The sequence below is a fragment of the Paraburkholderia sp. RL17-373-BIF-A genome (assembly GCF_046030175.1).
In the GTDB taxonomy this organism is placed as follows: Bacteria; Pseudomonadota; Gammaproteobacteria; order Burkholderiales; family Burkholderiaceae; genus Paraburkholderia.
In genome coordinates this window covers 177,282-203,543 of the sequence record NZ_JARESO010000014.1, presented here as the reverse complement: position 1 = coordinate 203,543, position 26,262 = coordinate 177,282, and the positions used below count along the sequence as shown (strand labels likewise).

At 65.0% G+C, this 26,262-nt stretch carries 25 protein-coding genes; 9 read left to right on the top strand and 16 right to left on the bottom strand.

Annotated elements, in window-relative coordinates:
* Window positions 1-42: 42 nt before the first annotated feature.
* Window positions 43-822 carry a putative hydro-lyase gene (locus P0D80_RS19560; RefSeq protein WP_408286116.1) on the bottom strand — a complete coding sequence of 260 codons (780 nt, stop codon included), beginning with the start codon at window positions 820-822 and terminating at the stop codon, window positions 43-45.
* A 183-nt stretch (window positions 823-1,005) separates the two neighbouring features.
* On the opposite strand from P0D80_RS19560, the gene P0D80_RS19555 reads away from it, so the two are divergent.
* Window positions 1,006-1,944 (top strand): LysR family transcriptional regulator, encoded by a 939-nt coding sequence (locus tag P0D80_RS19555; RefSeq protein WP_408286113.1) that lies wholly within the window; start codon window positions 1,006-1,008, stop codon window positions 1,942-1,944.
* A 29-nt stretch (window positions 1,945-1,973) separates the two neighbouring features.
* Here P0D80_RS19555 and mdcH read toward each other — a convergent pair whose 3' ends face one another.
* From mdcH to P0D80_RS19515, 8 genes are read right to left on the bottom strand one after another with little or no spacing between them, the layout of a single operon-like run.
* Complete coding sequence (mdcH, locus tag P0D80_RS19550) at window positions 1,974-2,906, bottom strand: malonate decarboxylase subunit epsilon (RefSeq protein WP_408286111.1); 933 nt, start codon at window positions 2,904-2,906, stop codon at window positions 1,974-1,976.
* Window positions 2,906-3,610 (bottom strand): malonate decarboxylase holo-ACP synthase, encoded by a 705-nt coding sequence (locus tag P0D80_RS19545; RefSeq protein WP_408286110.1) that lies wholly within the window; start codon window positions 3,608-3,610, stop codon window positions 2,906-2,908. Before P0D80_RS19545 ends, mdcH begins: the two co-directional genes overlap by 1 nt.
* Entirely contained in the window at window positions 3,610-4,428 is an 819-nt protein-coding gene (mdcE, locus tag P0D80_RS19540) for a biotin-independent malonate decarboxylase subunit gamma (protein WP_408286108.1), read from the bottom strand. The genes P0D80_RS19545 and mdcE overlap by 1 nt, the downstream gene beginning before the upstream one ends.
* Window positions 4,425-5,309, bottom strand: a complete 885-nt coding sequence (locus tag P0D80_RS19535; protein ID WP_408286106.1) for a biotin-independent malonate decarboxylase subunit beta — start codon at window positions 5,307-5,309, stop codon at window positions 4,425-4,427. Before P0D80_RS19535 ends, mdcE begins: the two co-directional genes overlap by 4 nt.
* Window positions 5,306-5,620, bottom strand: coding sequence for a malonate decarboxylase subunit delta (locus P0D80_RS19530; RefSeq protein WP_132382761.1), 315 nt, complete (start codon window positions 5,618-5,620; stop codon window positions 5,306-5,308). Before P0D80_RS19530 ends, P0D80_RS19535 begins: the two co-directional genes overlap by 4 nt.
* Window positions 5,608-6,606 (bottom strand): triphosphoribosyl-dephospho-CoA synthase, encoded by a 999-nt coding sequence (locus P0D80_RS19525; protein ID WP_408286104.1) that lies wholly within the window; start codon window positions 6,604-6,606, stop codon window positions 5,608-5,610. The genes P0D80_RS19530 and P0D80_RS19525 overlap by 13 nt, the downstream gene beginning before the upstream one ends.
* Window positions 6,607-6,608: 2 nt before the next feature.
* Window positions 6,609-8,288: a malonate decarboxylase subunit alpha gene (gene mdcA, locus P0D80_RS19520; protein ID WP_408286102.1), complete on the bottom strand. Its 1,680-nt coding sequence runs from the start codon at window positions 8,286-8,288 to the stop codon at window positions 6,609-6,611.
* A 9-nt stretch (window positions 8,289-8,297) separates the two neighbouring features.
* Window positions 8,298-9,071 carry a GntR family transcriptional regulator gene (locus P0D80_RS19515; RefSeq protein ID WP_408286101.1) on the bottom strand — a complete coding sequence of 258 codons (774 nt, stop codon included), beginning with the start codon at window positions 9,069-9,071 and terminating at the stop codon, window positions 8,298-8,300.
* Between the two features lie 191 nt (window positions 9,072-9,262).
* Between P0D80_RS19515 and P0D80_RS19510 the strand changes: the two genes are divergently transcribed.
* On the top strand, window positions 9,263-10,561 hold the full coding sequence (locus P0D80_RS19510; RefSeq protein ID WP_408286099.1) for an MFS transporter: 1,299 nt from the start codon (window positions 9,263-9,265) through the stop codon (window positions 10,559-10,561).
* A 403-nt stretch (window positions 10,562-10,964) separates the two neighbouring features.
* Here the strand turns inward: P0D80_RS19510 and P0D80_RS19505 are convergent, their stop codons facing one another.
* Window positions 10,965-11,885: a DMT family transporter gene (locus P0D80_RS19505; RefSeq protein ID WP_408286097.1), complete on the bottom strand. Its 921-nt coding sequence runs from the start codon at window positions 11,883-11,885 to the stop codon at window positions 10,965-10,967.
* Between the two features lie 114 nt (window positions 11,886-11,999).
* Here P0D80_RS19505 and P0D80_RS19500 point away from each other — a divergent pair, with 114 nt between their 5' ends.
* Entirely contained in the window at window positions 12,000-12,878 is an 879-nt protein-coding gene (locus P0D80_RS19500) for a LysR family transcriptional regulator (protein WP_132382771.1), read from the top strand.
* Here the strand turns inward: P0D80_RS19500 and P0D80_RS19495 are convergent.
* The 6 genes from P0D80_RS19495 to P0D80_RS19470 form a co-directional block, all read right to left on the bottom strand.
* Window positions 12,863-13,921, bottom strand: coding sequence for an ABC transporter ATP-binding protein (locus P0D80_RS19495; protein ID WP_408286095.1), 1,059 nt, complete (start codon window positions 13,919-13,921; stop codon window positions 12,863-12,865). The two genes, P0D80_RS19500 and P0D80_RS19495, sit on opposite strands and share 16 nt — an antisense overlap.
* A 28-nt stretch (window positions 13,922-13,949) precedes the next feature.
* The gene (locus tag P0D80_RS19490) at window positions 13,950-15,554 is read right to left on the bottom strand and encodes an ABC transporter permease (protein ID WP_408178455.1); all 1,605 of its coding nucleotides are present in this window, start codon (window positions 15,552-15,554) and stop codon (window positions 13,950-13,952) included.
* The gene (locus P0D80_RS19485; protein ID WP_408178454.1) at window positions 15,554-16,597 is read right to left on the bottom strand and encodes an iron ABC transporter substrate-binding protein; all 1,044 of its coding nucleotides are present in this window, start codon (window positions 16,595-16,597) and stop codon (window positions 15,554-15,556) included. The genes P0D80_RS19490 and P0D80_RS19485 overlap by 1 nt, the downstream gene beginning before the upstream one ends.
* Window positions 16,598-16,655: 58 nt before the next feature.
* Window positions 16,656-17,963 carry an iron uptake transporter deferrochelatase/peroxidase subunit gene (efeB, locus tag P0D80_RS19480; RefSeq protein ID WP_408286092.1) on the bottom strand — a complete coding sequence of 436 codons (1,308 nt, stop codon included), beginning with the start codon at window positions 17,961-17,963 and terminating at the stop codon, window positions 16,656-16,658.
* Window positions 17,964-18,000: 37 nt separating this feature from the next.
* Entirely contained in the window at window positions 18,001-19,152 is a 1,152-nt protein-coding gene (locus P0D80_RS19475; protein WP_408286090.1) for an NHL repeat-containing protein, read from the bottom strand.
* Between the two features lie 101 nt (window positions 19,153-19,253).
* Window positions 19,254-20,777 (bottom strand): carbohydrate porin, encoded by a 1,524-nt coding sequence (locus P0D80_RS19470; protein WP_408286088.1) that lies wholly within the window; start codon window positions 20,775-20,777, stop codon window positions 19,254-19,256.
* A gap of 335 nt (window positions 20,778-21,112) precedes the next feature.
* Here P0D80_RS19470 and P0D80_RS19465 point away from each other — a divergent pair, with 335 nt between their 5' ends.
* The 6 genes from P0D80_RS19465 to P0D80_RS19440 all read left to right on the top strand — a co-directional run bounded on the left by P0D80_RS19465 (window position 21,113) and on the right by P0D80_RS19440 (window position 26,248).
* Window positions 21,113-21,793 carry a hypothetical protein gene (locus P0D80_RS19465; protein ID WP_408286087.1) on the top strand — a complete coding sequence of 227 codons (681 nt, stop codon included), beginning with the start codon at window positions 21,113-21,115 and terminating at the stop codon, window positions 21,791-21,793.
* A gap of 181 nt (window positions 21,794-21,974) precedes the next feature.
* Entirely contained in the window at window positions 21,975-22,811 is an 837-nt protein-coding gene (locus P0D80_RS19460) for an arylamine N-acetyltransferase family protein (protein ID WP_408286085.1), read from the top strand.
* Between the two features lie 12 nt (window positions 22,812-22,823).
* Window positions 22,824-23,504, top strand: coding sequence for a methyltransferase family protein (locus P0D80_RS19455; protein ID WP_408286083.1), 681 nt, complete (start codon window positions 22,824-22,826; stop codon window positions 23,502-23,504).
* Between the two features lie 291 nt (window positions 23,505-23,795).
* Window positions 23,796-24,656 (top strand): transporter substrate-binding domain-containing protein, encoded by an 861-nt coding sequence (locus tag P0D80_RS19450; RefSeq protein WP_408286081.1) that lies wholly within the window; start codon window positions 23,796-23,798, stop codon window positions 24,654-24,656.
* Window positions 24,657-24,755: 99 nt separating this feature from the next.
* Entirely contained in the window at window positions 24,756-25,478 is a 723-nt protein-coding gene (locus P0D80_RS19445) for an ABC transporter permease (protein WP_132382791.1), read from the top strand.
* Window positions 25,479-25,492: 14 nt separating this feature from the next.
* On the top strand, window positions 25,493-26,248 hold the full coding sequence (locus P0D80_RS19440) for an ABC transporter permease (RefSeq protein WP_408286079.1): 756 nt from the start codon (window positions 25,493-25,495) through the stop codon (window positions 26,246-26,248).
* The last annotated feature ends 14 nt before the right edge of the window (window positions 26,249-26,262 follow it).

Sequence of the window (26,262 nt, the reverse complement as noted above, 5' to 3'; positions counted from 1 at the left end):
CGCGTTTCGTCGCGCGGCTGGTGATGGGGGCAAACGCCGCGGCTACAGCACCGCCAGCGTGGTGTTGGGAATGTCGGTGACGAGCATGTGTCCCGGCTTGTGCGCAATCGCGAACGGCAGACGCGCGCTTTCGATGGCGGCTTGCGGTGTGACGCCGCAAGCCCAGAACACGGGCAACTCGTCGCCGCGCACTTCGACGGCGTCGCCGAAATCGGGACGCGCCAGATCGCGAATGCCGATCAGCGACGGATCGCCGATATGAACCGGCGCACCGTGCACGGCGGGAAAGCGGCTGGTGATCTGGATCGCGCGGATGGCGTCGGCGGCTTTCATCGGCCGCATCGAGACGACGCGGTTGCCGCCGAATACGCCGGCCGCCACATTGCGCTCGTGTGTGCGATACATCGGCACATTGACCTGCTGTTCGATATGCCGCAGCGCGATGCCTTCACGGCGCAGCATTTCTTCGAAGGAAAACGAGCAGCCGATCGCGAACACCACCAGATCGTCGCGCCACAATTCGTCGAGACTGCGCACTTCCTCGGCGCGCTCGCCATGCCGGTACACATAAAACGCCGGCACGTCGTTGCGGATGTCGAGATCGGCGCCGAGCGCGGGCACGCGCCAATCGCCTGGTTCGCCGATGGCCAGCAGCGGACAGGCTTTCGGATTGAGCGTGCAGAAGCGCAGGAAATCGTCGGCGTGTTGTTTGGGCAGGATGGCGAGGTTGGCTTGCGCATAGTCGCCGCAATAGCCCGCAGTGGGGCCGGACAGGCGGCGGCTGCGTATCTGCTGACGAAACTCGGACGGCGTGTAGGACATGGACTGCTCGACTCCAGGTAGATCGCGTTGGCTGAAAAGCTCTGTGATGCAACCCAGATTAGTAACGTCAAAAATATCCATCCAGCGAGTTTTTATTGCGTTTCGTTAAATTAAACTTAACAGCGCCGCAGCCGGTTTGCGGCGATGATCGCGTCCATCCCGCCGCTGTTGAGAGAACCTGCAATGAATACCCGCTTTGTCGAAACGTTTCTGACGCTTGCCCGTCTGGGCAGTTTTCGCGCGACCGCCACCGCCATGCACGCGACGCCCGCGGCGATTTCGCTGCGCATCAAAACGCTCGAAGCGGAGTTGGGCGTCGAGTTGATCGAGCGCGATGCCGCGGAATTTCAGCTCACCGCGAATGGCGAGCGTCTGCTCGCGCATGCGCGCTCGGTGGTGCAGGCCACGCGCTCGCTGCAACTGGCCGCGCAGGACGAGACGCAAGTGGCGACGCGCTTGCGCCTCGGCGTGATCGAGACGGTGGTGCATAGCTGGCTGCCGGACTACATCCGCATGCTGAACCTCGAATACAACCGCATCGTCGTGGATCTCACCGTCGATTCGAGCGCGATACTCGGGCCGCGTTTGCGCGCGGGCGAACTGGATCTGGTGATTCAGGTGGAAGAAACCGGGGAGCATGAGGCGTCGATCGTGTCGACCTTATTGGCGAGCTATCCCGTGCGCTGGATCGCGCGCAGCGATCTGATTCCCGCCAGCCGCGCGAAACATGTGCAAACGATGTTGAGCAAACCCGTGCTGACGTTCGGCCGTGGCACCGCGCCGCAAGTCGCCGTCGATGCGATCGTGCAGGCGCTCGCAAAGCGAGCCGGTGTGCCGCTCGCGCAGACTCAGGTGACCTGCATGCCGTCGGTCGCGGTGATCGTGAAACTGCTGCGCGACGGCTATGGGATTGCGGCGGTGCCCGCGCTATTCGTCGAGCCTTATCTGAGCAACGGCGAACTGGGGCAATTGCAGGTGCGTCCGCTGCCGCCGCCGATCGATGTCGCGATGTATTACCGTGACGACGCCGATGTCGGCGTGCTGGCGGCATCGCGTGTCGCGCGTAACGCGTGCGATCAGTATGCGAAGGCGATGGGGCGGCAGTTGATCGAGAAACGCTGAGGCATGCTGACGAACACCGCGCGGCGTGTTTAGCCGGCGTCCAGACGCCGTCGCGCGGTGGCCACGAGTCGATCGAACGAGAAGGTGCTGGTTGCGAGCGCGGCGGTTTCAGGAAAGTACTCGTGCGCGATGTCGGTCAAGACCTGGCCCGGTGGCGTTTCGATCAGCACATGTGCGCCCATTTCCTGCATGACCGTAAGCGCGTCGAACCAGCGCACGGTGTAGCGGATATTGGTCGCGAGGTCGTTGCGGATCGCGTCCGCCGTATACAACGGACGGCCACCGCGATTGCCGACATAGATGCTTTGCGGCGCGTGAAAGGGCACGTCCTTCGCGTAGGCGACCAGTTCGTCCGTGGCTTGCGCGAGCAATTCGCAATGCGACGGCACACTCACCGCGAGGCGAGTGGCCTTGCGCGCGCCCGCTGCGAGCGCGCGTTTGATGAAGGCGTCCAGTGCGTCATTCGGGCCCGCTATGACAATCTGGCGCGGCGCGTTCACATTGCCGATATAGACATGCTGCTGTTCTTCTTCGGCATGCCGCGCAGCGAGGGTTTCCACTTGATACTCGGTCAAACCCGATATCGCGGCGAGACCGTAGCCGGATGGGTACGCAGTCTCCATCAATTCGGCCCGGCGGCGAACCATTTTCAGCGCGTCTTCGAAGTGAATCGCGCCGCAGCTCACTGCCGCCGGATATGCGCCGACCGATAAGCCCGCGCTGATCTCCGGCACGAACCGTTCGGCAGCCAGCGCGCGCGTGAGCGCCACGCCCGCGACCGTCAAGCCGATCTGCACCGCGACGGTCGAGCGCAAGGCGTCGGGCGTGTCCAGTGTGAGCACATCGACGCCGAGCACCTGCGACGCTTCCGCGAGCGTGTCGCGCACTGCATGATGCTCCGGCAGACGATGCAGGAAGCCATCCGTCTGCGCGCCCTGGCCGGGGAAAAGCAGCGCGAGCATCAGGCGTCGCCGCCGTGAGACGTGGCGGCCCAGGGATTCTCGATCAGTTGCGGGCCACGCTCGTGGCGTGCCAGCACGCGCGGTTTGCCCGCTGCCCACTCGGCTAGCGCCACGCCGCCGGCGGGCGTATCGAGCTGCGCGTCCACGCGCACGCCGATGCGCTCCGCCAGCGCTTGCAGATGCCGCAGCAATTCAACGGCTCGAACTTGCGCGAGCGGTTTGTCGTGGGTGCGGATGAGCAGGTCGAGATCGCTCGATGCCGTCACCGTCGGTACGTGTGTCGCAAGTTCGAAACCGGCACTACCGGTTGGTCCCCAGACGAATGCACTCAACGGACCCGTCGCGTCCTCCTGCAACGCGGCGAGCGCGGCGAAAGCGGGCAGTGCGTTGCGCCCGGCGAGTGGCGTGCATGAAAAAGCGAGCGCTTCCGGCGACACGGCGCTCACCACATCCGCCGACGCTGCCCACGTGCCATAGCGCTCCGACCGCCCGGCACCGCGCATACCGATCGCGACGTACCCGTTGGCCGCCCGCGCGCGTCGTACGACCGCATACGGCGCGCGCTGAAAAGCCTCGCGCACCCACGCCGGTTCACCATCGAATGCTTGCAAGCGTTGCAGACGCAGCAAATCATGCGGCCGCCATCGCGCGTCGCACGACAATGCGTGTTCGATTGCAAACGGCGGCGCGGCACACACTTGCATCACACGGCATCCCATTGTTCGGCGAGACGCCGGCGCACTTCGATCGACGCCGCGCGATTCTTCTGCGCCGCCGCCGATTCCAGCCGATGCGCGAGATTGCGGCGACCATCGTCGCGCACGCTGCGAATCTGCTCGGCCAACACCTGCCGCACGCGCTCGATCTGCGCGGCGTCCGGCGCGTCGGCATCGACGCCGTCGATCAACCGGTCGAGCAGGCCGAGTTTGGCGAAAGAAGTCATCGAATAAGACATCGGCACGATGGTTTCGCCGAGTGCGTCGAGCGCTTCGACCGTGCGGCGCGTGACGCGCGCGGCGGCTTCCTTGCCCATCGCGTGAACCATGGTGCCGGGCGCGTCGAGCGCGACGATGCGGTTGCCCTGATAGCCGTGCGCGAGGAAGGCGCCCGACATCGCCGGTCCAACGATCAGCGCGATCACCGGATGGCCCGCGTCGCGCGCGGCGGCGTAGGCGTCGACGGCCGCGGCGCAGGCGAGGTGAATACCGAGCATCTCCTCGCGATAGCCGTACGCCTGGCTTTTCACGTCGACGATCGCGACGATCGGGCGGCGCGTGCCGCTCGCTTCATCCCGCGCAACGGCATCGCGCACGGCGCGCGCGAGCCGCCAGCCCTGTTCGAGGCCGACCACGTTATCCGTCGCGCGCGGAAAGCGGTTGGCGGGATCGGGCACGACCGAGAAGAAATGCGCGGTCTCGCCGCCGAGCGCTGCGTCGCCGCTCAACACGGGTGCCTGGCTGATCGATTCGCCTGCCAGCGCCTGGAACCAGCGCGCGCCGCGGCTAGGTTGTGCGTCGCTCATCCTTGCTCCTTGCGTGATTCGGTTTGCGCGTGACGGTTGAACACGTCACGCATGGATTCCGGTGTGACGCTGGCGGGATCGATCTGCGCGAGCCGGTTCAGGAAAACGTCGACCTGTTCGCTGCGATGCGCGGCGGGCACGCCTTGCTCGAAGGCGGAACGCACGGCGGTGCGCACCGCGTCGGCGTCGTCGTCGACCAGTTGATCGGCGAGCGCGGTAGCCGCCCGCTGTTCGCCGCCGATCAGTTGCCACACGCGGCGGCGATCGCTTGCATCGAGCTCGTCGATGCCGGCTTCCTGTTCGATCACTTCGGGGCCGTTCATGCCGAGCCGCCCTTGCTTCGTGACGACCAGGTACGAACACAACGCAGCCGCCAGCGACATGCCGCCAAAACAGCCCACCATACCCGCGATCACGCCGACCACCGGCACATGCCGCCGCAATGCGACGATCGCGGCCTGAATCTCCGCGATCACCGCGAGGCCGAGATTGGCTTCCTGAAGCCGCACGCCGCCGGTTTCGATCAGCACGACCGGCCGCACGATCTTGCCGCGTTCGCAGTCGCGCAAGGCCAGTTCGAGCGCCGCGGCGATCTTGCTGCCCGACACTTCGCCGATGCTGCCGCCCTGGAACGCGGACTCGATCGCGGCGACCACGGCGGGTTCGCCGTCGATGGTGCCGCGCGCGATCACGCAGCCGTCATCCGCCTGGCAGACGACGCCTTGCAACGGCAGCCACGGCGATTCGATCTTGTCGAACGGGCCGAGCAGTTCGCGGAAAGTGCCCGCATCCAGCAGCGAGCGAGCGCGCTCGCGCGCCGGCAGTTCGATGAAACTCTCGCGCAGCATCGGCGCGGGATGAGCGGTCGCAGCCGTATTCATGCGTCGTCTCCCTGTTCGGCGGCTTCGACGGCCTCCGCGAGCCGCAGCGCGACCACGCCGGGCGTCGCGCCGAAGTCGTTGATTTCGATTTGCGCGGCGCCGTCGTAGCGGGTGAAAAAGCGGTCGAACACGCTCTTCCAGATGTGGCTGTAGCCGTCGACGCTGGTGCGCACGACGACGTGCGCCGTCAGCGCGCTAGCCGGATCGGCGGGCGAGAGCAGCACTTCCAGATCGCCGGAGCCCACCACGCCGACATGCGCGCGGGTCGTGACGGCGCGTTTCGCCGGATAGTCGAAGGTCAGATTTTCCATGAGTCGGAGCTCCTGTCGGCGTCGTGATGCGCCAGCATGTCGAGAAAGAGGGTGGCGGCGAGCAGATCGGCTGCGCCGCCGGGCGATGCGTTGAGCGATAGCAAGTTGTGTTCGAGCGCGGCGAGCGCTTCAAGGCCCGCGGGCGTCGAACTGCCGCCCGCGTCCAGCACGCGTTGCGCGCCGTGTTGCCCGGCGTGCAAACCGGGCAAGCCCGCGCGATGCAGCAGGCAGGTGTCGTCCAGCGTTGCCATGATCGAGAGCAGGGCGTCGACGCGCGCGGCGTTTTCGTCGATGCCTCGCTCGCGCGCGGCGAGCAACGCGGGCAGACCCACATCGACGACATGCGGGAAGCCGTCTTGCGCTTCGCGGCGCGCTCCGCCGACCTGGTAGCGTTGACGCGCGCGTTCACCGTGACTGTCGGACGGCGCGGCGAAGCGATCCGGGAAGCAGGCGATCTGCGCGGCAAGCGTGCTGATCTGCGACGCGTTCGGACGCATGGCACCGATGGGCAGCGACGCCCCCGCGACCAGCAGGCCGACGATCCAGATCGCGCCGCGATGCGCGTTGCTGCCGCTTGTTGCTCGCAACATGTCCTGTTCGCCGGCGCGGCCGATCTGCGCGAGTTCAGTGCGCAGCAACGCGGACGGTTCGCCGCGGCGGCGCGCCGCGCGGGCAAGCATCGCGAAGGTCGGCTCGAGCGCGTGCGCCGAGCGCAGCATGGTGTCGAGATCGAGGTCGCGATGCGCGCCGCTGCCGCGCCGGTCGACCAGCGCGGGCTTGGGCGTGAGTTGGGCTTCGGCGATCAGTGCGGTGATGGCATAACGTGCCAACTGTGTGTCGGAAAGCGTCGGCGCGAGATGGGCGGCGCGGGCCGTGGCGTGAGAGACATCGGCAACGTCGACGCGCGAATCGGCCAGCGTCGCTCGTACGGCGCGACCACACGGTGCTTGCGCTTGCGCGCGCGCGAGCAAAGCAGCGGGCGCCATGCTCACCAGCTCCTGAAGCGCGCCGGCGGCTCGTACAGGCCGCCCGACCACGTCACCAGATCGTCGATGCTGCGTGCCGCCAGCAGCGAGCGCTTGGCCTCGCCGCGCCGGATGCCGAGATCCTCGGGATACGCGACGATGCCGCGCCGCCGCAACTCCGCTGTTTTCTCCGGCTTGGCGCGCAGCCCGATCGGCGTCACGCCGGCCACGGCGGCGATCGCCGCGCGCCGCTCGTCGATGCCTTCGGCCTTGTGCAGATGCGCGATGCCTTCTTCGGTGACCACGTGGCTGACGTCGTCGCCGTAGATCATCACGGGTGCGACCGGCATGCCGCTTTTCGCGCCGACCGCGACGGCGTCGAGTTCATCGACGAAGGTCGGCTCGCCCCCTTTCTTGTAGGTCTCGGCCATCTGCACGACCAGCTTGTGGCCACGGGACACTGGACCCTCATCGCGCAGCAGCTTGAGCCACGCTTCGCTCGAATGACGCCGGCCGCGCGGATCGTGGCCCATGTTCGGCGCACCGCCGAAACCGGCGAGACGCCCGCGGGTGACGGTCGACGAATTCGCGTCCGCATCGATCTGCAAGGTCGAGCCGATAAACAGATCGACGCCGTATTGCCCGGCCAACTGGCACAGCACGCGGTTCGAGCGCAGGCTGCCGTCGTTGCCGGTGAAGAACACGTCGGGACGGGCCTCGATATACGCCTCCATGCCGACTTCGCTGCCGAAACAATGAATGCTGTCGACCCAGCCTGATTCGATCGCCGGAATCATGGTGGGATGCGGGTTGAGCGTCCAGTTGCGGCAGATCTTGCCCTTCAGACCGAGCGATTCGCCGTACGTGGGCAGCAGCAATTCGATCGCGGCCGTATCGAAACCAATGCCGTGATTCAGCGAGCTCACGCCGTACGGTTCGTAGATGCCGCGAATCACCATCATGGCGGTGAGCACCTGCAGGTCGCCGATATGGCGCGGATCGCGTGTGAACAGCGGCTCGACGGCGAACGGCCGGTCCGCCTGCACGACCACGTCGACCCATGAACCCGGAATATCGACGCGCGGCAGTTCGTCGACGATCTCGTTGACCTGCACGATCACGATGCCATGACGGAAAGCGGCGGCCTCGGCGATGGTGGGTGTGTCTTCGGTATTCGCGCCGGTGTACAGATTGCCGTGACGGTCGGCCTTTTCGGCGCACAGCAGCGCGACGTGCGGCGTCAGATCGACGAACATGCGCGCGTACAACTCGACGTACGTGTAGATCGCGCCGATTTCCAGCTGGCCGTCTTCGAGCAATTGCGCAACCCGCAGGCTCTGCGGCCCGGCAAACGAAAAGTCGACCTTGTGCGCGATGCCGCGCTCGAACAGCGTCAGATGCTCAGGGCGGCCAATGCTCGAAATCAGCAGATGCACGTCATGGATCTTTTGCGGATCGACCTTGGCGAACGAACGGGACAGGAAGTCGGCCTGCTTCTGGTTGTCGCCCTCGAGAGCGACGCGGTCGCCCGGCTGAATCAGCGTTTCGAGCGCATCGACGATGCGCTCCGGCGGCAGCACACCGTCTTCGAGCCAGGGTGCAATGGCGGCGAGGCGGCGGTTCTTTTCGTCGCGACGCGTGGTCCACGAACGGGCGGTAGGTGTTGAAACTGCGGACGCAGCGGCTTGGGCGGGTTGGTTCATCGGCTTCTCTCAGCTCCCGGTGGTGGCACGCGGGCGTCTGCCGCGCGGCTTGGGTTGATTCGCGAGCGCGGCCTCGGCCTGCGCGCGTTCGCTCAGGAAACGATAAAGCAGGTCGCCCGTGCCCAGCAGATGCGCGACGACCAGCTTTTGCGCGGCGGGAATGTCGCGGCGTTGCACGGCGTCGAGCAGGGCGGCGTGTTCATTGTCGGACTCGCCCTTGTACGACGGCAAGCCGAACTTCAAGCGCAGATATCTTTCACCACGCCGGTGCAGCGTGCCGATCATGTCCTCGAGTTGCGGACGGCCGGCGGGCGCATACAGGCTCATATGAAACGCGACATTGCGCGCGACGTACAGCGACGGGTTTGCCTCGAACTCGGCGGCGCGGCACAGAGCAACGGATTCCTGCAAGGTGGCCGCCGTGTGATTAGGAATCGCCAGCCCGATGGCGAGACTCTCCAGCGCCGAGCGGATCTCGTAGATTTCGCGCGCTTCTTCCGCCGACAAGGGCGCAACGGTCGCGCCCTTGTGCACGGCGGCCTTGGCCCAGCCCTCGCTCTCCAACTGCCGCAAGGCCTCGCGCACGGGAATTGCGCTGACTGAGAAATGCCGCGCGATCGCGTCCTGCCGCAGCGGCGCACCGGGGGCCAGCGTTCCGTCGACAATCGCCGCACGCAGCGCCTCCGCAATCACGCGGGACGTGCTCTCACGCGGCGCCGCCGCGGGTAGAAGCGGGATGCGCGCCGGGGCGTCCAGGGGAAAACCATTTGTTGCGTCGCTCATAATATCAAATATTATATATAAAAAAACGCGAATTACAGGCGGGCAAACCCGGAAATTTTTTTGCCCTCTGTCCGTGGCGTCCTCTGACTGGTCGTGCGAGGACACCTCGGTTCATCACAAACGCGCCATCTCGTCGTTCGCGTTAAGTACGTCAACCTTAAGTACGCCAACCGTTGGGCCGGAGGAGCATGATGAATTCACTAACCGACCGCACGTCGGTCTCGCGGCGCCGCACGCCGCTCAATCGTTCGCAGATCGCAGGTTTTTGGGGGGCGTGGGCAGGCTGGACGCTCGACGGGATGGACTCGTTCATCTACGCGCTCGTGTTGACGCCGGCCTTGACCGAACTGCTGCCGCGCTCGGGTTATGCGGCGACGCCGGCGAACGTCGGCCTGGCCGGGTCGATCCTGTTCGCGCTGTTCCTGGTCGGGTGGGGGCTGTCGTTCATCTGGGGGCCGCTTGCCGACCGCTTCGGCCGCACCAAGGTGCTGGCCGGCACCATCTTCACGTTCGCCATTTTCACGGGACTCGCGGCGACTTCGCACAACGTGTGGGAGCTCGGTATCTATCGCTTCATTGCAGGCGTCGGCATCGGCGGCGAGTGGGCGCTGGCAGGGACCTACGTGGCGGAGGCGTGGCCGGAGGATCGTCGCAAGATGGGCGCCGGTTATCTGCAAACGGGCTACTACGCCGGGTTCTTCCTTGCGGCGGCGCTGAATTACACGGTCGGCGTGCATTACGGCTGGCGCGCGATGTTCCTGACCGGTGCGGTGCCGGTGGTGGTCGCGATTCTGATCCTGCTGCGGGTGAAAGAGTCGGAGAAGTGGGAGAAGGCCGAGGCGCGCACCGTGCGCACCAAGCCCTTGCGCGAGATCATGGGGCCGGCTTATCGACGCCGCACCTGGGTCGCGTGCATTCTGCTGACCATCGCCATCATCGGGCTGTGGGCGGGCGCGGTGTACGAGCCGTCCGCCGTGATTCAACTGGCGACCAAGGCCGGCATGGCCAGGAACGATGCGATCAGAACGGCGTCGCTGGCCACGGGGCTCTTGTCCATCGCGACGATCCTCGGCTGTCTCGCGTTACCGCCGCTCGCTGAGCGGATCGGCCGCAAGAAGACGCTGGCGATCTACTTCGTCGGCATGGCGGTGGCGATCGTCGGCAGCTTCGGCTGGGCGTTTTACTTGCCCAATGGGCTCGCGCCGTTCATCGCGTGGCTCTTCGTGCTGGGTTTCTTCGGCGGCAATTTCGCGCTGTTCAGCTTGTGGCTGCCGGAGCAGTTCGAAACCCGCGTGCGGGCGACGGCGTTCGCGTTCTGCACGTCGTTCGGGCGGTTCGTCGGCGCGGGCGTCAACTTTCTGCTCGGCGCGGCGGTGCTGCATATGCATACGCTCGGCGTGCCGGTGGCGTTGACGGCGCTCGCGTTTATCGTCGGCCTGTTCGTGATTCCGTTCGCGCCGGAGACGAAGGGCGAGGTTTTACCGCAGTGAGTTTGGCCGTTTGGCTGAGTGGCGGGTGGAGTTGCCCCTGCGCATTATTGCGTGGGGTCAACGTCCGCGAGTAGGGGCGATAGCCGAACACTTCTGGTTTTGACGAGACCCGCGTCGTTTCCGTGAAAGCAGCGAGCGAAAGTCGCAGCACGGGACTGGAGACGACGTTGTATCTGTTGAGTTCCACAAAAAACGCGCTGAGACTGGCGACATCAATCGCACAGTTACAGGCGCGTGGCGTATTGTCTCGTGAGCTAGTGGATGATGGTCCAACGGAAAATACGAAACCGGGCCGTAAGGTCTTTCCGACCGGGCACGGCGTTTCTGGCCTTGACAGCGGCGACGCGTCAATAAGGCGTGACACGAACTTCATGAGTGGCCGACTTTTAGCGCCGCTTCCATCTCAATCCACCTGGCGCCGCACGCGCCCGCCAGGGCGCAGCACCGAAAGCAGCGGCCACCCGAGATTCACCCCCAGACTGGCGACCACGATCAGCACCATGCCCGCCAGTTGCGGCATCGACAGCGCCCGTCCATACACGACGGCATCGACCACGATCGCCGTCAGCGGATACACGAACAGCAACACGGCGATGATCGGCGTGCTCAGCTTGGGCAACGCGCCGTAAATCAGCACATACGACAGCCCGGTATGCAACACGCCCATGCCGACCAGCCAGAACCACTGCATCGGGCCGATATGCACGGCAGTGAGCGGCGCGATGAACGGCAGGCAGACCACACCGACCGCGCACTGCGCGAGCGTCAGCAGATGCGGCCGCAAATTGCCGAGCCCTTTGGCGATCAACGTGACGCTCGCATACAGCACCGAACCCACCAGCGCTTCGCCGATGCCGATCAGATAGCTCGCATGGCCTTGCAAATTCTCCGTGGCCGCGACGCCCGACGCGAGTACGAGTCCCACGAAAGCGGTCGCGATCCAGCCGAGCCGGTCCACGCCGAGCCGCTCGTTGAACAACGCCGCGCCGATCAGCACGACCCAGAACGGCTGCACGTGAAACACCACGGTTGCAACCGCGATGCTGGTGCGATGAATCGCATCGAAGAAACCGACCCACTGCGTGACCATCAGCACGCCCGTAATCAGCGCCAGCGTGACGGTGCGTCGAGTGAAATGCGCGCGCGTGAAGAAGCCTTTCCACGCGCAATACGCGGCGAGCGACAGAAAGCCGAACAGGCAGCGAAAGAATACGAGCGTGAGCGCGCCGAGCCGCGCCTCCTCGACGAAGACCCCGAGCGTGCCCATCAAAAGCCCGCCGCTGGCCAGCGTGATGGCGCCTTGTTGACGTTGGGTGAGGGACATGCGCAACGGCTCCGCGAATTGATGTGATGAGGTGATGCCCCGAGTATTGCGCGGCTTGCACGGCACCGACAAACGAATTAAATTGAGTAATTCCATAAGCTGGATTGATAAATCATGCACCCCGAATTCGACGTCGATCTGCTGCGCACCTTCGTCGCGGTGGTGGAAACGGGCAGCTTCACGAAGGCGTCGACGACCGTGCATCGCTCGCAGGCGGCCGTCAGCATGCAGATCAAGCGGCTCGAAACCATGCTCGGCACCACGCTGTTCGCCCGCAACACGCGCAATCTGTCGCTCACGCGGCCGGGCAATACGCTGCTCGAATACGCGCGGCGCGTGCTCGCGTTGCATGAGGAGGCGTGGTCGGCGATCGTGCGGCCCGAGGTGACCGGGCGCGTCGTGCTCGGCGCGCCGGACGATTACGTGTCCTCGCTGCTGTCGCCCGTGTTGCGGCGCTTCTCGAATCTGTATCCGCACGTGGAAATCGAAATCGTCTGCGCGCAGAGCACGTCGCTCGCGCCAATGCTGGCCGACAACAAGATCGATCTCGCTTTCGTCACGCGTGACCGCAAGATGCGCGGGGAATTCGTGCGCAGCGAGCCGATGGTGTGGGTGGGGGCGTCGGTGGATACGCCGGTGCTGGCGGTGTCGCCGCTACCGGTGGGGCTCTATGAGCCGGGCTGCGTGGCGCGCCAGCATACGCTGGCCGCGCTCGACGGCGCGCGGATTCGCTACCGCGCGGCATTCAGCAGCGCGAGCCTGATGGGACTGGTGGCGACCGTGGATGCAGGCTTATCGGTAATTGCGCTCACGCGTTGCAGCGTGCCGCCACGGCTTACGATTCTCGGTGAAGCGCAAGGCTTGCCGAAGATCGCGCCGCTGGAAATCGTGGTGGCGCGCAGCGCCAAATCGGATCGACCGACCTGCGATTATCTGGCCGCGCAGATGATGCAGGACCTCTCGCTGCGGCCTCAGGCTCAACCGCGAGCGTAAGCCGTCACCTCGCCATCCACTGCGAGCCGCACCTGCTCCCCCGGCCGCGGGCAAAGATAGCCCGCCACGCGCGCGCGCACGATCGTCCGCATGTCGGAATGCAATTGGAGCGCGACGCCCGCGTCCTGCCCCTGAAAGATCACTTCCGTGACGACTGCGTCATAGGCCGCCGCGCCGTTCGGCATCGTTTCTTCGGCGCGCAACAAGCGGATCTGCTCGGGCCGCACCATCACATCGACTGCGCCCTGGCCCATCGGCCCGGACAACGCCAATTCGCCCAGTTCACAACTCACGCGATCCTGCCTGACCATGCCCGGCAACAACACCGCCTCGCCGACGAACGATGCCAGTTCGCGCGTCACGGGCCGGCGGTAGAGCGTCTCCGGCGTCGCGGTCTGGATCAGCCGGCCGTTCCACAATACCGCCACTTCATGCCCGAGCGACAACGCCTCGGATTGATCGTGCGTGACCAGCACGGCTGTCGCGCCGGTCGCGGCCAGCGCGCTGGCAACCGCTTGCCGGGTTTCGAGCCGCAACGCGGCGTCGAGCGATGAGAAGGGTTCGTCGAGCATCACCAGCGTGGGCGACGGCGCGAGCGCGCGCGCCAGCGCGACGCGTTGCTGCTGGCCGCCCGACAACTGCTGCGGCGCGCGTTCGCCGAAGTTCGCCGGCAAGCCGACCAGTTCTAGCAACTCGGCCACACGATGCCGCGCGCGCCGCTGTGCGCGCGGCAAGCCGAACACGATGTTGTCCGCCACCGATAGATGCGGAAACAGCGCGCCTTCCTGCGGCACATAGCCGATGCGGCGCTGTTCGGATGGCACATGCAGGTCGTCGCCGGCCACGCGGCGGCCGTCGATGTCCACACTGCCGCCATCCGCGCGTTCGAAGCCGCACAGCAGGCGCAGCAGGGTGGTCTTGCCGCTGCCCGACGGGCCGAGCAGCGCCAGCAGCGTGCCGCGTTCGACGGACAGATCGATGCCGTGCAGCACTGGCGTGCCGTCGAATGATTTTTGCAGCCCGCGGATACGAAGTTCGCTCATGAAAATCCGATGGTAAAAGCGCGGCGCGTCAGCCGCGTTCGCCGAGTAGCGCCGATTTGCCGAGCAGCGCGAACAGCAGGCCCGAGGCGAACAGCGAAATGCCGGTGAGTAACGCTGCGTAGGGCGCCGCCGCGGCGAACGCCATCGTCGAGGTGTCGGCCCAGACCTGGGTGGCGAGTGTTTGCGTGTCGAGCGGGGAGAGCAGCAGCGTCGCGTTCAGTTCGGTGACGACCGAGATGAACACCATCGCCGCGGCCGCGCCGAGTCCAGGTCCCGCCAGCGGCAACACCACACGAAACAGCGTCTGCGACCAGCTCAGGCCGAGCGCGCGCGCGGTCTCCTCCAGACGCGGCTGGGCCTGCATGAAGGCGGCGCGCACACTGACCAGCGCCAGCGGCATGAACAGCATGGAGTAGGCGATCACCAGCAGCGTCGCGCTCTGATAAAGCGGCTGCAGCGCGTGCACCGCGAGCGACACGATCGCCAGTGCGATCACCAGACCCGGCACGCCTTGCGCGAGAAACACGGTGCGTTCGAACAACGTCGCAAAACGGGTCGGATAGCGCACCAGCAAGAATGCGAGCGGCACGACCAGCAAGGTGGTCAGCAGTGCGGCGGCAAGTCCGAAACCGATCGACGAGAGCGTGGCGTTGAACAGCAGTTCGGGCGACACGTCAGCCGGTGTGACGGCCGCCGCGCCCGGTTGCGTGAGCCAGTAGCCGATCATGCCGAGCGGCACGCCGAGCGTGGTGATCGACAGCAGCGCGAAACCCGCGACGACGATCCAGCGCCACGCGCCGAGTTCATAGCGCAACACCGCGCGACGTGTGCCGCGATCGACGCGTTCATAACGGGCCGCGCCGCGCACGCGAAACTCGAATGCCAGCACGATCAGGCAGATCACGATCAGCAGGCACGCGAGCAGCGAAGCGCCGCCGCCATCGAAACTGGTGCGGAATTCTGCGTAAATCTGCGTGGTGAACGTGTGAAAACGCAGCAGCGTAAACGCGCCGAACTCGGACAGCACGCCGAGCGCCACCAGTAGCATGCCGCCGAGCAGCGCCGGACGCAGTTGCGGCAGCACGACGCGAATGAAAGTGGTCCAACGGTTGCAGCCAAGTGCGCGCGCGCTTTCTTCGAGCGCCGGATCCATGCCGCGCAACGCGGCGGCGACCGGCAGATAGACGAGCGGAAAATACGCACAGGTCAGCACGAGCAACGCGCCCGCGAAGTCCTGCAAATCCAGGCTCAGCGACACCCACGCATAGCTCGAGATGAAGGCGGGCATGGCGAGCGGCGCGGCGCTCAATACGGCCCACGCGCGGCGTCCCGGCAAGTGCGTGCGTTCGACGAACCACGCGGCGGCCGTGCCGATCACGGCGGCGACCAGCGTGGTCGAGACGGTGATCATCAACGTGTTAACCAGCAGTTCGCCGACGAGCGGCCGGAAGATCAAGTCGATCGCCTCGCCGACGCCGAAGCTCGCGGCGCGCCAGAACGTAAACGCAATCGGCAGCAACACCAGCAAAGCGCTGAGTGCCGCTGCCGCGAACAGTCCGCGAGGCGCGCGCGAACGGGCGCGCGCCGGGACAGTGGGGACAGCCGGTGGTCCGGCTGACAAAGCTTCGCTCATTACAGCAGGCCTGCCTGGCGCAGCAGCTTGCCGGCCTGGCTGTCGTCGCCGAGTTGCTGGATCGTCAGCGGCGGCGGGCTCAGTTCGGCGAACGGCTTGAGGATCGGATCCGGTGCGACGCCTGCGTGCAGCGGATACTCGAACATCACGTGGCTATTCGCCATCAACTGTTGCGCGCGGTCGCTGACCAGGTACGCGAGAAACTTCTGTGCGCCGTCCGTGTTGTGCGCGGACTTCAGCACCGCGGCGCCCGATACGTTCACGGCCGCGCCGGCGTCGCCGTTGCCGAAGTGATAGATCGCGCTGCGAGTTTTGCCGTCGCCGAGTTCGGCATGCAGGCGCGCCCAGTAGTAGTTGTTGATCAGACCGGTCGCGACACCGCCGCGGTTCACGGCGGCGACCACGCCTTCGTCGTCGTCGAAAATCTGCGCGTTGGCTTTCAGGCCCTTGAGCCATTGCACCGTTTGCGCTTCGCCCTTCAGCGCGAGCACCGCGGAGACGAGCGGCAGGAAGTCGCCGTCGCTCGGGGCAATGCCGATCTTGCCTTTCCATTCCGGCTTGGCGAGATCGAACAGCGATTGCGGCAGTTGTGAAGCCTGAACCTTGGTGGTGTTGTAGGCGAGCACGTTTTCACGCGCGGTCACCGCGACCCATGCGCCGGTCGGCGAGCTGAAGCGCGCCGGCACGGTGGCGAGCGTCGAGCTGTCCACTTTGTTCAGCAGGCCTTTCTCTTCGAGCAGCATCAGCTCCGGCGAGTTTTCCGTGAAGTACACATCGGCGGGCGTGGCCGCGCCTTCAGCGACGATCTGCGCGGCCATCGCCGGGCCTTCGCCGTTGCGGATCTTCACCGAGATGCCCGATTGCTTTTCGAAGTCCTTGGCGAGCAGATTGACGACCTGCTCGTGCTGCGCGTTATACAGCGTGATCGACGCGGCCTCGGCCGCCGACGGCACCGTCGCGAAAGCGGCCAGCGTGAGGGCGGCCGCGCTGCCCAGCGTATTGGCCAGGACACGCAGACGAGTGCCAAACAAGTTGTAAGCCATGATCCAGAAGTCCGTTGTGATGTTGTAGTTGATCTGTGTTGTGTCGACTGCGTCTGCTTTACGTCTCGAACAATCCCGCGCCGATATACGAACCCGGCTTCGCGCCCGGCGGCACAGCGAAAATCGCGCTGCCGACGTGCGTCGTGAACTGGTTCATCATGTCGAACTTCGCGAGCCTGCCGTTGATCGGAATGAAGCCGCTGCGCGGGTCGCTCTGATGCGCGATGAAAATGAGGCCCGCGTCGTACTCCGTTTCTTGGCGCCACGGCGGCCAGCGCTCGATGTAGAAGTTCGTGCCGTCGTTATACGAGTACGAACGCCGCAAAATCTGCGCGCCGTTGTTGCTCGCCTGATTCGACAGACGCACGTGCGAGTTCTCCGGAATCACCGGATTGCCGTCCTTGTCCTCTTCCTTCAGGTCCACGGCGTCGAACTCGTTCTGCTTGCCGATCGGCGCGCCGCTGTACTTGTGACGTCCGAACACCTGTTCCTGGAAGTCCAGTTCGGTGTTGTCCCAGTGTTCCAGCGTGATGCGGATGCGCCGCACGACCGTGTAGGTGCCGCCTTCCATCCACGGCGCGTCGGCGCTCGCGCCGGCCCACACGAACTGGTTCATCAACGGCGGCTTGGCGGTGGACGGATTGTTGGTGCCGTCCTTGAAGCCCATCAGATTGCGCGGCGTCTGACCGCGCGGACCCGACAGGAAACCGGACTGGCCCCAGCGCATCGCCGCCGTGCCGTACGCGAGGCGCGACAACTGCCGGACCGCGTGAAACGCGACCTGCTGATCGTTCGCGCAGGCCTGGATATACAGATCGCCGCCGGTTTTTTCCTTGATCAACTGGTCGCCGTTAAAGCGCGGCAGATCGACGAGCGCGGCGGGGCGGCGCGCGGCGAGGCCATAGCGATCCTTGCCCTCATGCGTGAAGAGACCGGGGCCGAAGCCGAAGGTGATGGTCAGCCCGCAGGGGCCGAGGCCGAGCACATCGCCGGAATCAGGCGCGGCCTTGTTGTCGGCGGCATCGCCGGTCGGCAGCGGCGCGGCCGTGCCGCCTTGCGTGAGACGCGCGGCGGCGTCGGTCCAGGCGCGCAGCAGCGCGATCACGTCCTCGCGCTTCTCGGTGGTGAGATCGAGCGCGGCGACGTAGGTGTGACTTTGCTGCGGCGTGACGATGCCGCCTTGATGCGTGCCGTAGAACGGCTCGACGGCGAGTTGCGGATCGGCGAGGGCATGCGACTGCGTTTTGCCTAGCGCGTTTTGCGATGTCGCGAGACCCGCGCCGAGGCTCGCGCCCGCCGCGACCGCGGCGCCGCCCGCCTTGAGAAACCCGCGCCGTTTGGGGCGCGGGGGTTGATCGTTTGCCATGGTTACTTCACCTTCGTTCGGCTTTGGAATGTGCAACTTACTTTGCGAGCACCAGCGTGTTCACGTCGTCCTGCACGTAGTAGAAACCGTCGCCTTCAGGCGTCATCGCGAGACCGAACAGGTCGCCGTTGCCCGGGGGCGATTGCGCCTTGTCGGTGTCGATCCAGCGCGCGTAGATCTGCTTGCCGCTGGCCGGATCGATTTCGACGATCTGGCCGTTCAGCGCGTTGGTGACGAGCAGGTGGCCGTTGGGAGCGGTCACCATCGCGAGTGGCCGGTGCAGCAGGCCGTCGGCGGTCAGTTGACGGCCGACGCCCGCGCTGCTGTCGCGCGTCATCGGTTCGTCGATTTCGGTGATGCGATTGCCGATCGCGTCGGACACGTACAGCAGTTTCTGATCGGGCGAGAGCGCGAGTCCGGTCGGGCCGACGAGGAACACGCCCTTGTCCGCCTGCGCGCCGAAGCCGCTGCCCACCACTGTTTCTTTCTTCACGACCGGCGGCTTGCCGGCCGGCACGTCGAGATCCAGACGCAGCACGGTGGCCTGCTTGAACACCGGCGGATTGCCGTCAGCTCCGCCCACGCCGAAGCCGGCGTTGCTGACGAACAGCGTGGCGCTGCTGCCGTTGTCGACGACCGCCATGTTGCCCCACGGATCGTTGATGTTCGGGCTGCTGATGGTCGAGGCGACCTTGCCTTGCGGATCGATCACGATCAGGCAGCCGGCGCCCTTGGTGCCGGTGGTACCGTCGTTGCTCGGCGTGCTGCCGACGATCACGTAGCCGGACTTGAGCATCGTCATCGCGGTCGACAGACCGATGCCGCCGGGGCATTCCTTCAGATCGCGCGGCACCGTCGCGAACACCGTCATCTCCTTGGTGTCCGGGTGATAGTTGATGATCGTGCTGCCGGTGCCTTGCAGATTGGTCGAGTTGTTGAAGTTGCCGACCAGCACGTCACCTTGCTTGACCGTACCGGCCGTGACCGGCGCGACCACCACCGCGTACGGATTCTGGTCGCCGTTGCCGGGCACGGTGTTGATCAGCGTGGTGTGGTGCTTGACGGTTTCAAGGAAACCTTGCGGATCGGCGTGCGCGCTGCCGGCGGTCGCGAATGCGGCCGCGCTGACAGCGGCGGCGATCAGGGCCCGCGCGGCGCGCGGCGAAAACTGGCGCGTGGGAGTGTTCACGATTGAGCCTCCGTGCTTGCGCACAAAGCGGTGGTTGCGGTCATGATCGAAAGCATGGGATTCGATTGGGTCGGTAGCGTGTGAATTGGGCGCGGACGTCATCAGAAGTTGATGTTGGTCCGCACGCCGATGACGAACGTGTTGCGCAGCGGCTGCGTCGGGTCGTTCGGATTCTGGCCGGCGCCGGCGTTGAACGTGTATTGCGCGTCAGCCTGCAGTTGCCACCACGGATTGACCTGGTACTGGTACGTCGCCTCGAGCGTGGTTTCGCTGGTGCGTATGCCGTACGGGCTGTTGCTGAATGCCCGCGCATCCGTATCGAGGCCGTTCACGTGATTGCCGACCTTGATGTAGGTGAGCGCGAGGCCGACGCTGTCGTTGTCGCGGCCGGCGAACGGCGCTTTCATCACGACGCCGAGGTTGGCGGCGAGACTCACCAGGTTGCGGTCGCCGGGCGCGCCCATCACGCGGGCAAAGACGCCGATGCTGCGCGGCTCGTCCGGGTCCGGACGCCAGATCATCTGGTCCGCCACGGCGTAGAAGCTGTAGTCGCCGTGATGATTCTGGGCGATGCCGCTGCTGGCCGGATTGGCGAGCGACAAGCCGGTATTGTCGTAGCGCTGATCCGCGAAGCTGCCGTTGTTGTACCAGACACCGAGCTTGTAGGTGCCGGGCAAACCGCCGCCGCCCGCGCCGACCATTTCGCCATCGGCCGGCTGGTTGATCGCGTACTGCAACTCGCCGATGAACAGCGTGCCGTTGTGCAGGTTGAAGTTAGTGCCGCTCTTGTTGTCCGGGTTGTTGCCGAGCGGGTCGCCGTCGTACACGCCGGCCAACGCGGTCAACGCAGGCGTGATCTGGCCGCGCACGCGCACGCCGAGGTCCGACAGCGGATACGCCGGGCCGCCGGACGGCATGTCGTACGAGGGCAGGGCCGGCCAGCCGAACATCGTGTTGACGAACAGCGCCGAGTACTGACTCGTGATGAACTCCTGGTCGATACTTTGCTGACCGATCTTTACGTCGATGCGCTTGTTCAGAAACGACTGCTGATACCACAATTCCCATAGACGGGTCGCGTCGTCGGCTTCGATGCCGCTCGCCGTATTCAGCGTGCCGAGCTTGTTGGCGCTGAGGTTGGCGCCATGGATCTGCAAGGCGCTGACGTTGAACAGGCCACCCGGCAAACCGAACGCTTTTTGCGTGTCCAATTGCACGGTGCCCGTGGTCAGGCCGTCGTAGTCGGCGCCGCGCGCGAGACCGCCGCGCAGGTTGGCGAGCACTTCGCTGGTTTCGGTGAGCGTGAAGGTCACGCCGTATTTGCCGAGCCAGGGGCGCAGGCCGCCTATGTCGCCGAGCATCTGCTGTCGATTCCAGAAGCCGGTCCACTGGTTCGTCTGGGTCGCCTGAATCTTCAGGTCGGCCTCGGGCGCTTCCGGCGCCGCGTCGGGATTGGCTTCGGCCATGGCGGCGCCGGCTGTCAGCGACGCCCACGCGAACGCCGTGCAAAGCGCGGCACGCCGCATGGAGGGCAAACGCGAACGGCGCGTGGTGTTGGCGCGCGGCACGGAATCGCGAAACGGACGGGCTGCTACGCCGGGTCCGTCGAAATGGGCGAACTTCATCGAAATCCTTATTGGTGTTGTATCGACTGATTTGAACCATCGCGGCGCATCGCCGCATGCCCGCGATTTGCTGCATTGGTTCGCGACGCCAACTGCAGCAGATTGCGAGATCGTACGCATGCGGATTTGGTGCGTCAACACAAATGAGAACGATTCGCATCAATATTACTGACATATAACTTTGCTCTTTACGTACTGCTACTAAACGGCATTTGCACGTAATTTGCAGAGAATGAGAGCGTAATGAATCTGTATGGTGGTGGTCGTATGAACGCGTTCCGGGGTGGGGTGTCGAACTCGCACGAGTACCCGAAACGCCAATACAGGAGGTGGATATGAACAAACGCAGAGTGTTGATTTCGTTGCTGGCGAGCGGCGGTTTGCTGGTGAGTGGCGTCTCGAATGCGCAGCTGAATCTCAAACAGTTCGGCATAGGCGGCGACAGTTCCGCGGGCGCTGGGGCGACGGCGTCGTCCGGCGGCGTGTCGCAACTGTTGCAGACCTACGTGGGCGCGAACCAGCAGGTGCTCAGCGGCCAGTCGAGTCTGGCCTCGGCGATGGGGATGAGCAGCGCGGCGGGGCAGGCGCAGCAGGCGGCGGGATTGCTGAGCGGCGGCACGCCCTCAGTGAGTCAATTGACGCAGATGGGCAGCACGCAGCAGTCGCTCTCGCAGACGCTGACCCAGGCCTTCGCTAGCCGCGCGAGCGGTGGTGCGTCGGCCACGCCGATCAACAAGGAGGCTTTCACGGACGGCCTGTCGTCGCTCGGTAAAGGCGTGAGCCAGTATTCGAGCCTGCAGTCGGGGCTCGGCAGTATCGGGCAGATGAATCCGTCGTCGCTGCTGCAGGCCGGCATGAATCCGCAGACGGCGCAGAGCGCGTCATACATCGCGCAATCGGCGCCGGGGCAGTTGCAATCGTTGATGTCGACGCTGAGCTCGGCCGTGCAGTTCGCGTCGAGCCACGGCATTAGCGTGCCGTCGATTGCGACCTCGGCGCTAAAGGGCGGTCAGTAAGAAACCGGTTCGGAGATGAACGCCGCCCTCGTTCGGGCGGCGTCGACCGGCGGCTACGAAAACAGGTAAAGGCCGCCACAGTGAGCGGACCAAAAAAGCGGCTATGATCGATTTCCAAAACCGCACGGCGGCGCATCACCGATAAGCGTCCTGTGTCCAAAACCATACCGGAACCCTGCCGATGTCTCACACAGTGAATCTGGACCACTACTTCGCCCGCATTGGCTATGAAGGCCCGCGCGCTGCAACGCCGGAAGTCCTTCAGGCGCTTCACCGGTTGCACCCGCGCGCGATTCCGTTCGAGAACCTGAACCCGCTCACGCGGCGTCCGGTGCAACTGGATCTCGAATCGGTCGAGCGCAAACTCGTCACCGAACACCGCGGCGGCTACTGTTTCGAACAGAACGCGCTATTCGCCAACGTGCTGATGCAGTTGGGCTTCGAGGTCACGCCCTTGCTCGGGCGCGTACTGTGGGGGCGCGAATCGGATGCGCCGCCGCCGCGCACGCACATGGTGTTGCGCCTCGACATCGAGAACGAAGCCTGGATCGCCGACGTGGGTTTCGGCAGCGTGACGCTGACCGCGCCGCTGCGGCTGACCGCGGGCATCGCGCAGCCCACCGAACTCGGCACGTTCCGTCTCGCCGACGCATCGCGCGACGCGCTTTTTCTCGAAGTGCAGGCGCGCGACGCAAGCTGGGCGCGGGTCTACCGCTTCGATCTGCAACCGGTCGAGTGGATCGATTACGAAACCTCGAACTGGTACACGTCGACCTCGCCGGAAGCGATTTTCGCGAGCACGCTGATCGTGTGCCGCGTGCTGCCCGAAGCGCGGCTCGCGCTGCTCAACGATCAACTGAGCGAACGCGCAGCCGATGGCCGGCTCATCAGCGAGCGGCAACTCAGGAGCGCCGGCGAACTCGCGGCGTGTCTGCGCGATCAGTTCGGCTTGAACACCGGCGAGATCGACATCGCCGAAATATTCGACCGCGTGCGCACGCCGGCGAAAACCGCGTAGCAACGAACCGTCATGGTCGCGCGTCTCATCTTTCAAACGGTGGTCTGGCTGGTGGGCATGGGCGCGCTGCTGTTCGGCGCGGCGGGCACCTTGGCATGGCCGGCCGGGTGGTGGTATGTGATCGAGTTGGGCGTGCTGAGCCTGTGGATCGGTTTGTGGCTGGCGCGCCATGATCCGGGCCTGCTCGCCGAGCGACTGTCGCCATTCGTGCAGGAGCAGCAAAGCCGCTGGGACCGCGTTTTCATGGTGAGCGTCTCGGTGGCGTGGTGCGGCTGGCTCGTCCTGATGGCGTTCGACTCAATGCGCTTTCACTGGACCGCGCCGTTGCCGGTGGCACTGGTCAGCCTCGGCTCGCTCTGCGTGTTCCTCTGCCTCTTCATGTGCCGCTTCGTGTTCCAGGCCAATAGCTATGCCGCGCCGGTCGTGAAGATCCAGGCGAGCCGCGGGCATAAAGTGATCGACACCGGTCTTTACGCGCATGTCCGTCATCCCATGTATTCCGCCGCGCTGCTGCTGTTCGTCGGCACGCCCTTGCTGCTCGGATCGTGGTGGGGACTCGCCTTCGTGCCGGTCATGGTGATCGGCATCGGCTGGCGCGCGGTGCGCGAAGAGCGCGTGCTGGCCGCGCAACTCGACGGTTACACGGACTACATGGCGCGCGTGCGTTATCGCTTCGTGCCGTTCATCTGGTAGGGCGCATCGAACCGCCGTCTCCGCGCGCGTTTGCTCAGCTTGCATCAACCTGTCTAGACAAAACGAATTGCACTTGCCGGTGCTGCGAAGCACGCCGTGCACCTTCCGCGCATTAAGAACTCCCCGCAAAGCCACGCCACGCTGCATCGTCTAGGGGCTTACCCGATGATTCCGCCAATTTCTCACAAATTCTCTTGCGACAGCTTTTTGACTCATGCAGACTTGTCTATACAAATTAAGCGGCGGTTAAACATTCGGCTCGACGGTTTCCTCAATCAAAGGAGTTTCGACGTGAAAGTGAAGCGCACGACGGCAGCAAAAGCATTGATCGGCGCCGTTCTCGGCGCCGCGGCGATTTTCGCGGCACCGGTGCAGGCCAAAGACTGGAAGACGGTGACGATCGCGCTCGAAGGCGGCTACGCGCCGTGGAATCTGACCTTGCCGGGCGGCAAGCTGGGCGGCTTCGAACCTGAACTGGTCGCCAACCTGTGCGAGCGCATCAAGCTGCAATGCAATCTCGTGGCGCAAGACTGGGACGGCATGATTCCCGGTTTGCAGGCGGGCAAGTTCGACGTCCTGATGGATGCGATCTCGATCACGCCGGAGCGTGAAAAGATCATCGCCTTCTCGAAGCCGTACGCCGCCACGCCTGCCACGTTCGCCGTGGCCGATGCGAAGGTGTTGCCCAAAGCCGCGCCGGGCGCGGCCGTCGTCAAGCTGTCGGGCGACCCGAAAGCCGACCAGCCGACCGTCGACGCCTTGCGCAAGCAGTTGAAGGGCAAGACCATCGGCATTCAGTCGGGCACGGTCTACACCAAGTTCATCAATGACGGCTTCAAGGACATTGCCACGATCCGCGTCTACAAGACATCGCCCGAACGCGATCTGGATCTGGCCAATGGCCGCATCGACGCCTCGTTCGACGACGTGACGTACTACGCCGCCAACATCGACAAGAAAGAAACCGCGTCGATCGTGATGGCCGGCCCGAAGATCGGCGGCCCGATCTGGGGCCCGGGCGAAGGCCTCGCGTTCCGCAAGCAGGACGCCGACCTGAAGGCGAAGTTCGACACCGCGATCAGCGCCGCGCTCGCCGACGGCACCGTCAAGAAGCTCTCCGACAAGTGGTTCAAGACCGACGTCACGCCTTGATTCGCCTTCACGTTAAGAGGCAACGGCAGGCGCGTGGCGAAAACCAGCGCATGCCGGCCGGTTCGATCCGCCGCATTGGATGAAGATGAGAGGTAGGAAATGGCTCTGATACAGATGCTCGGCTTCGGGCCGGAAGGCTGGGGCGGCGTATTGCTGCTCGCGGCGTTGATGACGGTGGCGCTCACGCTCGCGGCGCTCGCGGTCGGCGCCGTGTTCGGCGCGCTGGTGGCGGCCGCCAAGCTGTCGCGTTTTCGTACGCTGCGCGTGGTCGGCGATATCTACACCACCGTGTTTCGCGGCGTGCCTGAACTGCTCGTCATCTACCTGTTCTATTTCGGCGGCTCGACGCTCGTCACGACCGTCGGCCAGTGGTTCGGCGCGGAGGGTTTCGTCGGCGTGCCGCCGTTCGTGGTCGGCGCACTGGCCGTGGGCATGATTTCAGGCGCGTATCAGGCCGAGGTGTACCGCTCGGCGGTGCTGGCGGTGTCGCGCGGCGAACTCGAAGCCGCGCGCTCGATCGGCATGCCGACGCTGACCATGGCGCGGCGCATCCTGATTCCGCAAGTGCTGCGTTTCGCGTTGCCCGGCATCGGCAACGTCTGGCAATTGAGCCTGAAGGATTCGGCGCTAATCTCCGTGACGGGCCTCGCCGAATTGCTGCGCACGAGCCAGGTGGCGGCGGGTTCCACGCATCAGTACTTCACGTTCTTCGTAGTGGGCGGTGCGCTCTATCTGCTCATGACCAGCATCTCGAACCGGGTCTTCAACCGTGCCGAAGCGCACGTGGGCCGATCCTTCAAGCGCAACTTCGCGCGTAACTGACGAGGGCGGCCATCATGCATTTCGACTTCGACTTTCTGTTCGACACGATCAAGCAACTGCTCGGGGCCGTGCCGACCACGCTCGGCCTGTTCTTCTGCTCGCTGATTCTCGGCGGCCTGCTCTCGCTCGTGATCGTCACGATGCGCGTGTCGCCGCACTGGCTGCCGAATCGCTTCGCACGCGCTTATATCCTCGTGTTCCGCGGCTCGCCGCTGCTGATCCAGATGTTCCTCGTGTACTACGGCATGGGCCAGTTCGGGGTGATACGCGAGAGCTTCCTGTGGCCGGTGCTGCGCGAGCCCTACATGTGCGCGGTGTTGTCGCTCGCGCTATGCACGGCCGGCTATACCGCCGAGATCATTCGCGGCGGTTTGATGGCCGTGCCGGTCGGTCAGATCGAGGCAGGTTATTCGATCGGCCTGTCGGGCTTCGCGCTGCTGCGTCGCGTGATCGGCCCGATCGCCTTGCGCCAGTGTCTGCCGGCGTATTCGACTGAAGCGGTGCTGCTCGTCAAATCGACGGCGCTGGCGAGTCTCGTCACCGTGTGGGAAGTCACCGGCGTCGCGCAACAGATCATTCAGCAAACCTATCGCACGACGGAAGTCTTCATCTGCGCCGCACTGATCTATCTGTTCCTGAATTTCGTCATCGTGCGGCTGCTCGGCATGCTCGAAACGCGTCTGTCGCGCCATCTGCGCACGGCGCGCCCGCAGGCCGCGGCGAACCGCCCGGTTTCCGCCACCACCGAAGCACGCCGCGCCGCGCCCTGAACGGCCGCCCATCC